The sequence below is a fragment of the Acidovorax sp. SUPP950 genome, from assembly GCF_030158935.1.
In the GTDB taxonomy this organism is placed as follows: Bacteria; Pseudomonadota; Gammaproteobacteria; order Burkholderiales; family Burkholderiaceae_C; genus Paracidovorax.
The window spans coordinates 1,393,578-1,409,211 of the sequence record NZ_BQXE01000001.1 but is presented as its reverse complement, the minus strand read 5'-3'; the positions used below and the strand labels follow the sequence as shown (position 1 = coordinate 1,409,211).

Below are 15,634 nucleotides of genomic sequence, written 5' to 3'. Positions count from 1 at the left end.
CCAAGACCTCCCATGCTCGAAACCCAAGACCTTTCCGCCCGCCGCGCGGGCCTCACGCCTGCGCAGCGCGCGCAACTGCAGCAACGGCTGCGTGGTGCCGCCCAGATGGACGCGGCTGCGTTGGCATCCCCGCATGCCATCGGTGTGCGCAGTGAACCGGGGAAAGCCGTCCTGTCGGCGGCGCAGCAGCGGATGTGGTTCCTTTGGCGGCTCGATCCCGCCAGCACCGCCTATCACGTGAGCGGTGGCCTTCGCCTGAGCGGCGCCCTGGATCGCCAAGCCCTCGCCGCCAGCCTGCAGGCCTTGGTGGCACGCCACGAATCGCTGCGCACGGTGTTCCTGGAAAAGGCCGATGGCAACGCCGAGCCCTGCGTGCGGGCCCCGGAGTCCATCGAACTGCCCTGCCTGGACCTGCGTGGCCTGTCGCCCGAGGCACTGGAGGCGCAGCGCAGCCCGGCCGTGCAGGCACTGCGCTGCGCGCCATTCGATCTTGGGAAGGGACCGCTGATGCGGGTGCTGCTCCTTCAAACGGATGCGCAGGCATATGAACTGGTGGTGGTGATGCACCACATCATTTCGGACGGCTGGTCGGTGCAGGTCATCCTCGACGAGCTGGCCCTGCAGTACGCCGCGCGCGTGCAGGGCCACGAGCCTGAATGGGCTGCATTGCCCATCCAGTACGCGGACTATGCCGCCTGGCAGGCGCAGTGGCTGGCCGGTGGCGAGAGCGAGCGCCAGTTGGCCTGGTGGCGCGCGCAGCTGGGGGAAGAGCAACCGGCGCTTTCCCTGCACACCGACCGCCCCCGACGCAGCGATGGCCGCTACCGCGCAGCCCAGCACCGTATGGTGTTGCCCGAGGCACTCGTGCTGGCGTTGCGCCGGGCTGCGCAAGCCCGGGGTGCCACCTTGTTCATGGCGCTGCTCAGTGGGTTCTTCGCGCTGCTGCAGCGGCATACGGGGCAGACAGACATCCGGGTGGGCGTTCCGGTGGCCAATCGCAACCGGGCGGAAACGGCGGGGCTGGTGGGATTTTTCGTCAACACCCAGGTCCTGAGGGCCCGGCTGGACGGCCGCACGGAGGGGGCGGCGCTGCTGGAGCAGACGCGCGATGCCGCCATCGGCGCCCAAGCGCACCAGGATCTGCCTTTCGAGCATCTGGTGGCGGCCCTGCGGCCTGAACGCAGCCTCAGCACCAGCCCGCTGTTCCAGGTCATGTTCAACCACCTCCGACGGGACCATCGCTCGTTGGCCGGATGGCCGGGTGTCGCCGTCGAGCGGCTGGATTTCGACGAGGGAGCAGCCCAGTTCGAACTGACGCTGCAGACCTGCGAGACCGGTGCGGGCCAGGTCGAGGCCTCGTTCCTCTACGCATCGGAGCTGTTCGATTCTGGGACGATGGAGCGGATGGGGGAGCACTACATGGCGCTCTTGCAGGCGCTGGCGGAGCGCCCCGGGCAGGCGGTGGGCGAGGTGCCGTTGCTGGGCGCGGCGGAGCGCGATCGGCTGGCGGCGTGGGGCGACAACCGCCAGGGCCACGGCACGCCGGTGGCGGTGCACGAACTGTTTGAGCGCCAGGCGGCGGCGCAGCCCGATGCCCCCGCGTTGGTGTTCGGTCAGGAGGCGCTGAGCTACGGCCAGCTCAACGCCCGCGCCAACCAACTGGCGCACCGGCTGGTGAAGCTGGGGGTGCGGCCCGAGACGCGGGTGGGCATTTTGGTGGAGCGCAGCACCGAGATGGTCGTGGGGCTGTTGGGCATCCTGAAGGCCGGGGGGGCGTATGTGCCGCTGGACCCGGAGTACCCGCCGGAGCGGCTGGCCTACATGGTGCAGGACAGCGGCATCGGCCTGCTGCTCACGCAGCACCAGCATGGTGGCAAGGTGCCCGAGACGGCGGGCTTGCAGGTGCTGGAGCTGGACACGGAGCGGCTGACCGACGAGCCCGAACACGACCTGCAGGTGGCGTTGCACGGTGAGAACCTGGCGTACGTCATCTACACCTCCGGCTCCACCGGGCGGCCCAAGGGCGCGGCCATCCGCCACAGCGCGCTCCACAGCTGCATGGCCTGGATGCAGCAGACCTATGCGCTCAATGCGAGCGACACCGTGCTGCACAAGGCCCCATTCGGCTTTGACGTCTCGGTGTGGGAGACCTTCTGGCCCTTGACCACCGGCGTGCGGCTGGTGGTGGCCCAGCCCGGGGACCAGAGAGACCCCGAGCGGCTCGTGCAGCTCATCCGCCAGCACCAGATTACCACCTTGAACTTCGTGCCCTCCATGCTGCAGGCCTTCCTGGCGCACGAAGGCATCGAGCACCAGACGCGGCTGCGCTACATCATCTGCGGGGGCGAAGCCATGCCCGCGGCCACCCAGAGCGAAGCGCTGCAGCGGCTGCAAGGCGCCTCGCTGCAGAACCTGTACGGCCCCACGGAAACCACCATCCACGTCACGCAGTGGCAGTGCCGTGAAGACGGAGGCACGCAGGTGCCGATCGGGCGGCCCATCTCGGCCACGCAGGCGTGGGTGCTGGATGGGCAGTTGAACCCGGTGCCGCAGGGCGTGGCGGGAGAGCTGTACCTGGGAGGCATCAGCCTGGCGCGGGGCTACCTGGGGCGGCCGGGCCTGACGGCCGAGCGGTTCGTGGCGGGGGAGGGCGGCCAGAGGCTGTACCGAACGGGAGACCTGGTGCGCTGGAACGCGCAGGGGCAGCTGGAGTACCTGGGGAGGCTGGACCACCAGGTGAAGATCCGGGGGCTTCGGATCGAGCTGGGGGAGATCGAGGCGCAGTTGCTGGCGCAGCCCGAAGTGAAGGAGGCGGTGGTGGTGGAGCAGCAGGGCCGGCTGGTGGCGCACGTGGCGCTGCATGGCGAGCGCCAGCAATTGCAAGCGCAGGACGAAGGGGCCGGGATCGATGCGGCCTGGCTGCGCGAGAGGTTGGGCAAGGCGTTGCCGGACTACATGGTGCCGGGGGCGGTGGTGGTGCAGCCGGGGCTGCCGCTGAATGCCAACGGCAAGGTGGACCGCAAGGCACTGCCGAAGGCGCAGTTCGGAGGGGGGTCGGAGTACGAGGCGCCGCAGGGGGAGATCGAAGGGGCGCTGGCGCAGATCTGGGCCGAGGTGCTGGGGGTGCAGCGCGTGGGGCGCAATGACCACTTCTTCGAACTGGGCGGGGATTCGATCCTGAGCCTCAAGGTGTGCGCCCGGGCCCGTGCGCGGGGCCTGCCACTGGGGCCGCGGCAAGTGTTCGAGCACCAGCGGCTGGCAACCCTTGCCCAGGCGATTGCCGCGACCCAGGCCGAAACCCCTTCGGCGGACCCTTCAGGGCCGCCCATCACGGCACTGAGCGCTGCAGAGCGTGTCGGTCCCCTTGCCCTGTCGCATGCGCAGTTGCGGCAATGGTTCCTGTGGCAGCTGGATCCACAAAGCACGGCGTACCACATCAGCGGGGCCTTGCATTTGCAGGGCGCGCTGGACAGCGAGGCCCTCCATGCCAGCTTCACCGATCTGATCGAGCGGCACGAGGCCTTGCGCACCGTGTTCCGCCCGCGCCTTGACGGCACAGCCGAGCAGGTGATTCAGGCACATTCCCGCTTCGCTCTGGACGTGGCGGATCTGCGCACGGTGGCACTGGCAGATCGGCCGCACCGTGCACAACAGGCGGCCCGGCGCATCAGCCAAACGCCCTTCGATCTCAGCGCGGGGCCGTTGCTGCGGGTCGGGCTGATCCGCCTCGGCGAGCGCGAGCATTGGCTTGTCGTGGCCATGCACCATATCGTCTCCGACGGCTGGTCCATGCAGGTGCTCGTGGAGGAATTCGTGGCCCGGTACCGGGAGCGGTTATTGGGCCGGTCCCTTGCGCTGGCGCCCCTGCCCATCCAGTACGCCGACTATGCGGCATGGCAAAGGCAGTGGCTGGAGGCCGGTGAGAAAGACCGGCAGCTCGCCTATTGGACAAAGCAGTTGGGCGACGAGCATCCCGTGTTGCAACTGCCCACCGATCACGGTCGGCGCACGGAGGGCCAATACCGATCGGCGCTGTGGGAAATCGAGCTTCCCAAGGAGCTCGTCAGCGCCCTGCAGCGTCGGGTGCGTTCGCAGGACGCCACTTTGTTCGTTGCACTGCTTGCGGGTTTCCAGGCACTTCTGCATCGCTACACAGGCCTGCACGACATCCGCGTGGGGGTGCCCATTGCCAACCGCGACCGGGTGGAGACCCAGGGTCTGATCGGATTCTTCGTGAATACACAGGTGCTGCGCGGGCAGTTCGACGGTCGCACGCCGCTTGGCGAAGTGCTGGCCGCCGCCAGGCAGGCGGCACAGGGTGCGCAGGCGCACCAGGATCTGCCCTTCGAGCAATTGGTGGAAGCCTTGCAGCCTGATCGCAGCCTCGGCGTCAGCCCCCTGTTCCAAGTGCTTTTCAATCACCAGCGCAATGGCCTGTCCTCCTTGCGGGATCTGCCGGACCTGGTACTCAAGAACCAGCCTTTGCCGGATGGTGCGGCGCAATTCGAGTTGACGCTCAGCACCACGGAGGAAGCGGATGGACAGGTGTGCGCCCAGTTCATCTATGCCTCGGAGCTGTTCGATTCTGGGACGATGGAGCGGATGGGGGAGCACTACATGGCGCTCTTGCAGGCGCTGGCGGAACGTCCCGGGCAGGCGGTGGGCGAGGTGCCATTGCTGGGCGCGGCGGAGCGCGATCGGCTGGCGGCGTGGGGCGACAACCGCCAGGGCCACGGCACGCCGGTGGCGGTGCACGAACTGTTTGAGCGCCATGCGGCGGCGCAGCCCGATGCCCCTGCGTTGGTGTTCGGCCAGGAGGCGCTGAGCTACGGCCAGCTCAACGCCCGCGCCAACCAACTGGCGCACCGGCTGGTGAAGCTGGGGGTGCGGCCCGAGACGCGGGTGGGCATTTTGGTGGAGCGCAGCACCGAGATGGTGGTGGGCTTGCTGGGCATCCTGAAGGCCGGGGGGGCGTATGTGCCGCTGGACCCGGAGTACCCGTCGGAGCGGCTGGCCTACATGGTGCAGGACAGCGGCATCGGCCTGCTGCTCACACAGCACCAGCATGGTGGCAAGGTGCCCGAGACGGCGGGCTTGCAGGTGCTGGAACTGGACACGGTGCGGCTGACCGAAGAGCCCGAACACGACCCGCAGGTGGCGCTGCACGGCGAGAACCTGGCGTACGTCATCTACACCTCCGGCTCCACCGGGCGGCCCAAGGGCGCGGCCAACCGGCATGCCGCCCTGCACAACCGGTTGGCCTGGATGCAGCAGGCCTATGCGCTGGATGCGAGCGACACCGTACTGCAGAAAACCCCGTTCGGCTTCGATGTATCGGTGTGGGAGTTCTTCTGGCCCCTGATGCAGGGCGCGAGGCTGGTGGTGGCAGGTCCGGGCGACCACCGGGAGCCGGCCCGGCTGGCCGCATTGATCCAGCGCCACGCCGTGAGCACGGTGCATTTCGTGCCCTCCATGCTGCAGGCCTTCCTGGCCCACGACGGCACCGCTGCAGCATGTACCAGCCTGCGGCGCATCGTCTGCAGCGGAGAGGCTTTGCCTGCGTCAACGCAGAACGCCGCGTTGCGGCGGTGGCCGCGAGCCGCCCTGTACAACCTGTACGGACCGACCGAAGCGGCGATCGATGTCACGCAGTGGCAGTGCCGTGAAGACGGAGGCACGCAGGTGCCGATCGGGCGGCCCATCTCGGCCACGCAGGCGTGGGTGCTGGATGGGCAGTTGAACCCGGTGCCGCAGGGCGTGGCGGGAGAGCTGTACCTGGGAGGCATCAGCCTGGCGCGGGGCTACCTGGGGCGGCCGGGCCTGACGGCCGAGCGGTTCGTGGCGGGGGAGGGCGGCCAGAGGCTGTACCGAACGGGAGACCTGGTGCGCTGGAACGCGCAGGGGCAGCTGGAGTACCTGGGGAGGCTGGACCACCAGGTGAAGATCCGGGGGCTTCGGATCGAGCTGGGGGAGATCGAGGCGCAGTTGCTGGCGCAGCCCGAAGTGAAGGAGGCGGTGGTGGTGGAGCAGCAGGGCCGGCTGGTGGCGCACGTGGCGCTGCATGGCGAGCGCCAGCAATTGCAAGCGCAGGACGAAGGGGCCGGGATCGATGCGGCCTGGCTGCGCGAGAGGTTGGGCAAGGCGTTGCCGGACTACATGGTGCCGGGGGCGGTGGTGGTGCAGCCGGGGCTGCCGCTGAATGCCAACGGCAAGGTGGACCGCAAGGCACTGCCGAAGGCGCAGTTCGGAGGGGGGTCGGAGTACGAGGCGCCGCAGGGGGAGATCGAAGGGGCGCTGGCGCAGATCTGGGCCGAGGTGCTGGGGGTGGAGCGCGTAGGGCGCAATGACCATTTCTTCGAGCTGGGTGGTCACTCGCTGCTGTCCACCAGGCTGGTCGCCCGCGTGCAGGACCGATTGCACACCGAACTCACGATCCGCCAGGTCTTTCAGTCCCCGGTGCTGCGGGACATGGCTGCCTTGCTCGTGCCAGCACAGGGCCAACGCCCTGCGGCGCAGGCCCTGTCGGACATCGACGCATTGATTGACAGCATGGAGACCCTTTGATGGAAGCCGTTGCCACCCGCCGCATCGCGGAGCGCTTTTCCCGATTGACGGCTGAACAACGCCGCGTTGTCTACCAGAAAATCCGCGCCGAGGGCCTGAGTCCCCGCCAGTTCCCGATCCTGCCGCGCGATGCCGCATGGCAGGAGCGTTCGCCACTGTCGTATGCCCAGCTTCGCCAGTGGTTCCTCTGGCAGATGGACCCGCAGAGCACGGCGTATCACATCAGCGCGGCATTGCGGCTGCGCGGCGCGTTGGACGAGGCCGCGGTGCGCGGCAGCTTGGCCGCATTGATGGAGCGCCAGGAGGCGCTGAGAACAGTCTTTCGCACCGGCACGCAGGGCGAGGTCGAGCAGGTGGTCGGCACCGCGATGCCGCTGGACTGGCGGGTGGTGGATCTGACGCCGCAACCAGTGGCGACGAGGGAAGCCGCTGCGCTCGCCGAAGCTCAGCGCCTTTGCAATGCGCCTTTCGATCTCACCGCGGGGCCGCTGTTGCGTGCGGCACTGATCCGCTTGGCACAGGACGAGCATGTGATGGTGGTGGGGATGCACCACATCGTGTCCGACGGCGCTTCGCTGCAGGTGATCGTGGACGAGTTCGTCGCGCAGTACCGTGCCCAGGTGTCGGGCGACCCCGTCAGCTTGGCGCCTTTGCCCATCCAGTACGCGGATTACGCCGCCTGGCAAAAGCAATGGCTGGAAGCCGGTGAAATGGAGCGGCAACTGGCCTATTGGACCCAGCAGCTCGGAGGCGATCAGCCCGTGCTGCAACTGCCGGCCGACCATGCACGGCGGGCCGATGGCCGCTACCGCTCGGCGCGGCACCGCATCGAGTTGGCACCGGATCTGGCGCTGGGGGTGCAGCGCTGTGCCCAGGCCTGCGGTGGGACGCCGTTCATGGTGCTGCTGGCCGCCTGGCAGATCCTGCTGCAGCGGTGGACGGGGCAGGACGACATCCGAGTGGGCGTGCCCCTGGCCAATCGCCACCGTGTGGAGACGGAAGGCATCGTCGGCTTCTTCGTGAACACCCTGGTGATGCGTGCGGTGGTGGATGACCGCGCGACCCTGCAGTCCGTACTGGCCCGCGTGCAAGAGGCTGCGCTGGGTGCCCAGTTGCACCAGGATTTGCCCTTCGAGCAACTGGTTCAGGCGCTGGGCGTCGACCGCAGCCTGGACCATCCTCCGCTGTTCCAGGTGATGTTCAACCACCAGCGCGGCGATTTCGATGCACTCACCCAGTTGCCGGGCCTCTCGCTGCAGGCCTACGACATCGGTGGGCAGGCAGCGCAGTTCGAATTGACGCTGGACATTCGCGAGCATGCCGATGGCCGGATTCACGCTGCGTTTCATTACGCATCCGAGTTGTTTGATCCGGAGACCATCGAGCGCATGGCCCGCCAGTACCAGGCGGTGCTGCGGGCGCTGACACAACGGCCTGAGCAGGCGGTAGGAGAGCTGGACCTGTTGGATGTCCGTGAGAGAGAGCGGCTGCAGGGTTGGGGAGCGCGAGGGAGGGTGGCTGAGCCGGTGGGGGAGGGTTCCCTGCACGCGCGGATCGAGCGCCATGCGCGGGCGCGGCCGGATGCCGTTGCCCTGGTGCTGGGTGATCGGCAGCTGAGCTACGGAGAGCTCAACCGCCAGGCCAACCAACTGGCGCACCACCTCATCGGTCGCGGCGTGGGCCCCGAGGTCCGGGTGGGCCTGGCGCTGGAGCGGGGCCTGGAGACGGTCGTTGGCATGCTCGCCATCCTCAAGGCCGGGGGGGCCTACGTGCCCCTGGACCCGCAGTACCCAGCCGATCGCCTGGCCTACATGGCGCAGGACAGCGCCGTGGCCCTGGTGCTCACCCACAGCGCCTTGCGCGGATCGCTCGCCTGGGCCGAAGGCCTGCCCACCGTGGAGCTGGACACCCTGGATTGGCAGGGCGAGGCTGGGGGTAACCCCGGCATCGCCGTGCACCCCGAGGGGCTGGCCTACGTCATCTACACCTCCGGCTCCACCGGGCGGCCCAAGGGGGCGCAGCTGAGCCACCGCAACGCCACGCGGCTGCTGGATGCCACCCAGCCGTGGTTCCACTTCGGGCCCGAGGACACCTGGACGCTGTTTCACTCCTACGCCTTCGACTTCTCCGTGTGGGAGATCTTCGGGGCCCTGTGCACCGGGGGGCGGCTGGTCATCGTGCCGTACTGGGTCAGCCGCTCGCCGCAGGACTTCGTGCAGCTGCTGCGCGAGCAGCAGGTCACCGTGCTCAACCAGACCCCCTCGGCCTTCGGTCAGCTCATGGAGCAGCAAGAGGCCTACGAGAGTGGGCTGGCGCTGCGCTGGGTCATCTTCGGGGGCGAGGCCCTGGAGCCGCAGCGGCTCAGGAAATGGATCGAGCACTGGGGCGATGCCCGGCCGAGGCTCATCAACATGTACGGGATCACCGAGACCACCGTGCACGTCACCTACCGGCCCGTGACGCGGGCCGACCTGGCTGCGGCGCGCAGCCCCGTGGGCGTGGCCATCCCGGACCTGGGGCTGCGCGTGCTGGACAGCTCGCTGCAGCCCGTGCCCATCGGACTGCCGGGCGAGCTGTACGTGGCGGGCGAGGGGCTGGCGCGGGGGTACCTGGGGCAGGCGGCGCTCACCGCGCAGCGCTTCATCGCTGCGGAGGGGGGACAGCGGCTGTACCGCACGGGGGACCGGGTGCGCTGGAGCGCGGGCGGGGAGCTGGAATACCTGGGGCGCATCGACCATCAGGTGAAGATCCGGGGGTTCCGGATCGAGTTGGGGGAGATCGAGGCGCAGTTGCTGGCGCAGCCCGAGGTGAGGGAGGCGGTGGTGCTGGTGCAGGAGCGCGACAGCGGTGCGAGGCTGGTGGCGTACGTGTCGCCGCAGGCGGGGCAGGCGATCGAGCTGGGGGCGCTGAGGAGGAGGCTGGGGCAGGGGCTGCCGGAGTACATGGTGCCGGGGGCGGTGGTGGTGGTGGCCGAGGGGTTGCCGCTGAACGGCAACGGCAAGGTGGACCGCAAGGCGCTGGGGCAGATGGGGATGGAGGGGGCGGGGGAGCAAGAAGGCCTGAGGGCGCGGGAGTACGAGGCGCCGCGGGGGGAGGTGGAGCAGGCGCTGGCGCAGATCTGGGGGCAGGTGCTGGGGCTGGAGCGCGTGGGGCGCCATGACAACTTCTTCGAAATCGGGGGACACTCCCTGGTGGCGCTGCGCCTTCTTGACCAGGTGCGCCAAAAGGGCTGGCCGGTCCAGGTACGCACGCTGTTTCAGCACCCGGAGCTGGCGGATTTTGCCCAGGCCCTTGTGCAGGAGCCGGCCCCTGCGGAAGTATCGGTGCCGCCCAACGGGATTCCGCCCGGCGCCTCGGCAATCCACCCGGAGATGCTGCCCCTCATCGCGCTGGAGCCCGCACACATTCAGCAGATCGTTGCGCAGGTGCCGGGCGGTGCGAGCAACATCCAGGACATCTATCCCCTGGCGCCGCTGCAGGACGGCATGCTGTTCCACCACCGCCTGCAGCGCGAAGGCGACGCATACATCACGCTGCATGCGCTCGGTTTCGACAGCCAGGAGCGGCTGGAGCGCTTCATCGCCAGCTTCAACCAGGTCATCGAGCGCCACGACATTCTCCGCACGGCCGTGCTGTGGGACGGCCTGCCCGAGCCGGTGCAGGTGGTCTATCGCCATGCGCCCCTGCAATTGCAATGGATGGAGGCGGACCGCAACGCCGACGATACGGCGGTGCCTCAGATGGCCGTCGCCGAACGGTTGGCCGCGCTGGTGGACCCCGCGCGTCACCGGATCGACGTGCGCCGCGCACCCATGATCCACGCGGTGGCCGCGCACGATGCCTCTGTCGGCCGCTGGCTGCTGCAATTGCCCAGCCACCACCTGGTGCTGGACCACACCACGCTGGAACTGATCATCCAGGAGATCGCGCTGATCCAGCAGGGCCGGGCGCAGGAGTTGGGCCCGTGCGTGCCGTTCCGGCAGTTCGTGGCGCAGGCCCGGCGCGCCAACGGCCAGGCCGACCACGAGGCGTTCTTTCGCTCCATGCTGAGCGATGTGGATGAGCCCACCGCACCGTTCGGGCTGCACGATGTGCAGGGCGATGGAACGCAACTCGCGCAGGCCGGCCTTTTGTTGGAGGCGGGCCTGGCCTCCCAGGTGCGGGCACAGGCTCAGCGGCACGGCGTGAGTGCGGCGACGCTGTTCCATCTGGCCTGGGCCATGGTGCTGGCACAAGCCACGGGCAAGGACGACGTCGTTTTCGGCACCGTGCTGTTCGGCCGCATGCAGGGCGGAACCGGCGCGGATCGCGCCCTGGGTCTTTTCATCAACACGCTGCCCTTGCGCGTAAGGCTCGGTGCGCAGGCCGTCGGTGCCTGCGTGGAAGCAACGCACCGTGCACTGAGCGATCTGCTGCACCACGAGCATGCCAGTCTGGCGCTGGCGCAGCGCTGCAGCGCACTCCAGGGCAACACCCCGCTGTTCTCGGCATTGCTCAACTACCGCTACAGCCCGCCCGCTGAGGGGCCTCAGAGCCCGATCTGGGACGGCATGGAGTGGCTTGGCAGCGAAGAGCGCACCAACTACCCGCTGGAGCTGGCCGTGGACGACCAGGGCACAGGCTTCACGCTCACGGCCAAGGTGGACCGGCGGGTCGATGCGCAGCGCCTGTGCAGCTGGATGAGGGCGGCCCTGGAAGGCCTGGTCGGCGCGCTCGCCACCGAGCCCGGCACCCGGGTCTGTGAACTGAAGGTGCAGGGCGAGGCGGAACGCCAGCAGTTGATGCGGTGGGGAACGAATGCCCGACGCTACGTCCCCTTCGTGCCAGTGCACCGCTTGTTCGAACAGCAGGTGCAATCCCGGCCCCAAGCCATCGCGCTGGTGACGGGCGATGAGCAACTGAGCTACGAGGCGTTGAACCGGCGGGCCAACCAGATGGCGCACCGCCTGATTCGCCATGGGGTGCGCCCCGACAGCCGGGTCGGCATCGCCATGGAGCGGTCCGCGGCCATGGTCGTCTCGCTGCTGGCGGTGCTGAAAGCCGGCGGTGCCTATGTCCCGCTCGATCCGCAACTGCCGGCCCAGCGGCTGGCCCACATGGTGGCGGACAGCGGCATGGGTTGGCTCCTTACCCAGCCGCAGGTGCGCGCCCGGCTACCGCATGCGGAGACGTTGTCGGTGCTGGACTACGACTCCGCCGAGCTGGCGGGCGAATCCGAGCGAGATCCCCAGGTTCCGCTGCATGGCGATCACCTGGCCTATGCCATCTACACCTCCGGTTCCACCGGTCTGCCCAAGGGCGTGATGGTGCGGCACGAAGCCCTGGGCCATTTCCTGCGCAGCATGCAGGAGCAACCCGGACTGGGCGCGGATGATGTGCTGGTGGCGGCCACCTCGCTGTCCTTCGACATCGCCGCGCTGGAGGTGTATCTGCCGCTCGTCACCGGCGCGCGGCTCGTGCTGGCCTCCCGCGAAGTCACGCGCGACGCCTCGGCGCTGGCCCGGTTGATCGAGGACTGCGGCGCCACGGCATTCCAGGCCACGCCTGCGGGGTGGCGCTTTTTGCTGACGAGCGGCTGGAGGCCCATGGCGGCGCGCCGTATTCGCGGCCTGTGCGGCGGTGAGGCCCTGCAGCCGGATCTGGCGCTCGCGCTGCAAGGCCTGGGGCTGGAGCTGTGGAACATGTACGGCCCCACGGAAACGACCATCTGGTCCACCGCGGGCCGCGTCGAAGGACCGCCCCGGCTGGGCCAGGCGATTGCGGCGACCGGGCTGCACGTGCTGGACGGCGCCTTGAATCCGGCACCCGCCGGCGTGCCCGGGGAGCTTTTCCTGAGCGGGGTCGGTCTGGCGCGTGGCTACCAGGGTCGGGCGGGTCTGACGGCCGAACGCTTCATCGCAGGCCCTGGCGGCGAACGCCTGTACCGCACGGGCGATCTGGCACGCTGGGGCGCTGACGGGCAGTTGGAATACCTGGGGCGCATCGACCATCAGGTGAAGATCCGGGGCTACCGGATCGAGCTGGGCGAAATCGAGGCGCAATTGCTCGCGCAACCCGAAGTGCGCGAAGCCGTGGTGGTGGCCAGGGAGGGCGCCACGGGCGCCACGCTGCTGGGCTATGTGGTGGTGCACGCCGGGCAGGGGGATGAGCCGGTCCCGCTGGCAGAGCAACTGGTGGCGCGGTTGGCGGCCACCCTGCCCAGCTACATGGTGCCTGCCATGGTGATGGCGCTTCCAGCGCTGCCGCTCAACACCAACGGCAAGGTGGATCGCAAGGCGCTTCCGGACCCTGGCGTGGCGCCTGCACGGAATTTCGAACCTCCGCACGGGGCCGAAGAGCAGGCCCTGGCCGCCATGTGGTCCGAACTGCTGGGTGGGGTGCCCGTGGGTCGGCGCGATCACTTCTTCGAACTCGGTGGCCATTCGCTGCTGGCAGCGCAGCTCGCCTCGCGGGTGCGGCAGGCCTATGGCGTGGACCTGGCCTTGCGCCGCATCTTCGAAGAACCCGTGCTGCACGCCATGGCCAGCGACATTCGCATGGCGCTTCACGGCGGGCTTGCCATGGCAGGCGGGCCGGCCCTGGTACCGGTGGAGCGCCGGGCGCACATGCCGCTGTCGCCGGCGCAGCAGCGCCTGTGGCTCGTGGACCAATTGCCCGGTGCCTCGGTGAAAAGCACCGCTTACAACGTGAGCGCCGCGTTGACGCTCACTGGCGCGCTGCACGTCCATGCGCTGCAGGGTGCGCTGGACACGATCGTGGCGCGCCACGAAGTGCTGCGAACCCGCTACGGCCAGGACGACGAAGGCGAGCCGGTCGCATACATCCTGCCGGCCAGCCCGTTGCCCGTGCCGATGCAGGATCTTTCGGGCCTCGACGCCGCGGCGCAAAGCCTCGCCGTGCAGGCAGCGCTGTCCGCCCACGCCAAGGCGCCGTTCGACCTGTCGTCCGGACCGGTGTTTTCGGCCGCCCTGCTGCGGCTGGGCAGCGATCGGCACATGCTGCTCCTCTGCGTGCACCACATCGCGTTCGACGGCTGGTCGGAAACTGTTTTCGTGAAAGAGTTCGTGGCCCTCTACGCTGCGTTGAAGGACCATCGTCCCTCGCCGCTGCCGCCGCTCGCACTCCAGTACGCCGACTATGCCGACTGGCACCGCCGCCGGCTGGCGCCAGCGCGCACCGACACGCCAGCCTTCTGGCGCGCCTATCTGGCTGGGGCGCCGGCCCTGTCCTCGCCCCGACCGGACCACGAACGTCCAGCCGTTGCGTCGACCGAGGGCCGTTCGGTGCGCTTGCGCATCCCCCGGGAATGTGCCGAGGCACTGGGGGCCCTGGCGAGAAGGGAGCGGACGACGCTTTTCACCGTGCTGCTGGCGGCTTTCGAGTGGCAGATGCACCGCCAGACAGGCGCGGACGATCTGGTGATCGGCACCGACGTCGCGGGGCGCAACCACCCCGATCTCGAAGGCCTCATCGGCTTTTTCGTCAACGTGCTGCCGCTGCGCTCGCGCATGGAACCCGGGTTGACCTTCCTGCAATGGCTGGCGCGGACCAAGGACAGCACCTTGAGCGCCTTCGAACACCAGGACATGCCCCTGGACCAGATCGTGGAGTTGACCGGGCTGCCTCGCACGCGCCAGCACAACCCGCTGGTGCAGGTGCTGTTCGTGCTGCAGAACCTGCCGCAAAGCCGCTTCGAATTGCCGGACCTGGCCATCGAAGTGGCGACGCAGCCGGTCTCCACGTCCAAGTTCGACCTGGGGGTCTTCGTGGTCGAGGACGCGCAGGGCCTGGGTATCGAATGGGTCTACGCCACGCGCCTGTACCGGCACGAAACCATCGTGCGCGCCAGCGATGCCTGGGTCAGCCTGCTGCAGCAGGTGGTCGCCACGCCCGACGCGCCGCTCGAGCGCTTTGCCCTTCCTCTCTTTCAGGAGCCTTCAATGATGCTGTCTTCGTCGTTTGCGCCGAGCAAGCTGGAAAAACTCAAGAAACTCACCGTCAAGGGCCGCCCTGCCGCAGAGGCCGCGGCACGCTCTCCCGTGCGCATGTCCTTTCTCTCGGCGCAGCGGGAGTTTCCGTTGGTGATCGAGGCCACGGGCAACGACCTCGATCCGGTCGCGTGGGCCCGTGAGCAGCGCGGCTTCATCGAGTCCATGCTGCGCAAGCACGGCGGCCTGCTGCTGCGCAACCTGGGATTGAAGAGCCCGCAGGATTTCGAAGCGTTCGCCGAGACCATCGAGCCCGAGCTGTACGGGAGCTACGGTGACCTGCCCAAGAAGGAGGGGGGGCGCAACACCTATCGCTCCACGCCGTACCCGGAGCGCCAGATGATCCTGTTCCATAACGAAAGCTCGCACCTGGATCGCTGGCCCCGCAAGCAGTGGTTCTTCTGCGAACTGCCGTCGCCGGTGGGCGGCGCGACACCCATCGTCGATTGCCGGGAGATGCTGCGCCGCCTGCCGGCGGACCTGGTAGACGAGTTCGAGCGCAAGGAGCTGCTGTATCTGCGTACCTTCACGCCCGGCCTGGATGTGAGCTGGCAGGACTTCTACAAAACCGATCGCCGGGATGCGGTGGAGAGCCGCCTGGCGGCTGCTGGAATCGAGTGGCGCTGGCTGGATGGCGACACGCTGCAGACCCGCACGCGGTGCCCTGCGGTGATGGTCCACCCGATCACCGGCGAGCGGGTGTTCTTCAACCAGGTTCAGCTGCACCACGTGAGCTGCCTGGAGCCCGAAGTGCGGCAAGACCTGCTCGCCATGGTCGGAATGGAGCGGATGCCGCGGCATGTCTGCTACGGCGATGGCTCTCCGATCAGCGACGAGACCATGGCGCTGGTGGGCGAGGCCTACGAGGCGTGCGCGGTGCGCTTCGACTGGCGCCAGGGCGATGTGGTGATGCTGGACAACATGCTGGCCGCCCATGCCCGGGACCCCTACGAAGGCCCCAGAAAGATCGTGGTCGCCATGGGGGCCATGTACGACCGCGCCGCGCTGCAGGCGGTGCCGCCCGAAAGCGCGCAGGTGCTGTCTGCCGCCGCGTCCGTTCCTTCTCCGATCCCTGGTTGAAA

General features: G+C 68.6%; 2 protein-coding genes. Both read left to right on the top strand.

The genetic code is table 11. From position 1 onward, the window contains the following. The first annotated feature begins 12 nt into the window (after window positions 1–12). Entirely contained in the window at window positions 13–6,564 is a 6,552-nt protein-coding gene (locus AVME950_RS06490) for a non-ribosomal peptide synthetase (protein WP_284429180.1), read from the top strand. Further along, window positions 6,564–15,632, top strand: coding sequence for a non-ribosomal peptide synthetase (locus AVME950_RS06485; protein ID WP_284429179.1), 9,069 nt, complete (start codon window positions 6,564–6,566; stop codon window positions 15,630–15,632). Before AVME950_RS06490 ends, AVME950_RS06485 begins: the two co-directional genes overlap by 1 nt. Window positions 15,633–15,634: the final 2 nt, after the last annotated feature.

Excerpts from the sequence above, each read along its gene's own strand:
- AVME950_RS06490 (WP_284429180.1), top strand. The coding sequence starts at position 13 with ATGCTCGAAACCCAAGACCTTTCCGCCCGCCGCGCGGGCCTCACGCCT.
- AVME950_RS06485 (WP_284429179.1), top strand. The coding sequence starts at position 6,564 with ATGGAAGCCGTTGCCACCCGCCGCATCGCGGAGCGCTTTTCCCGATTG.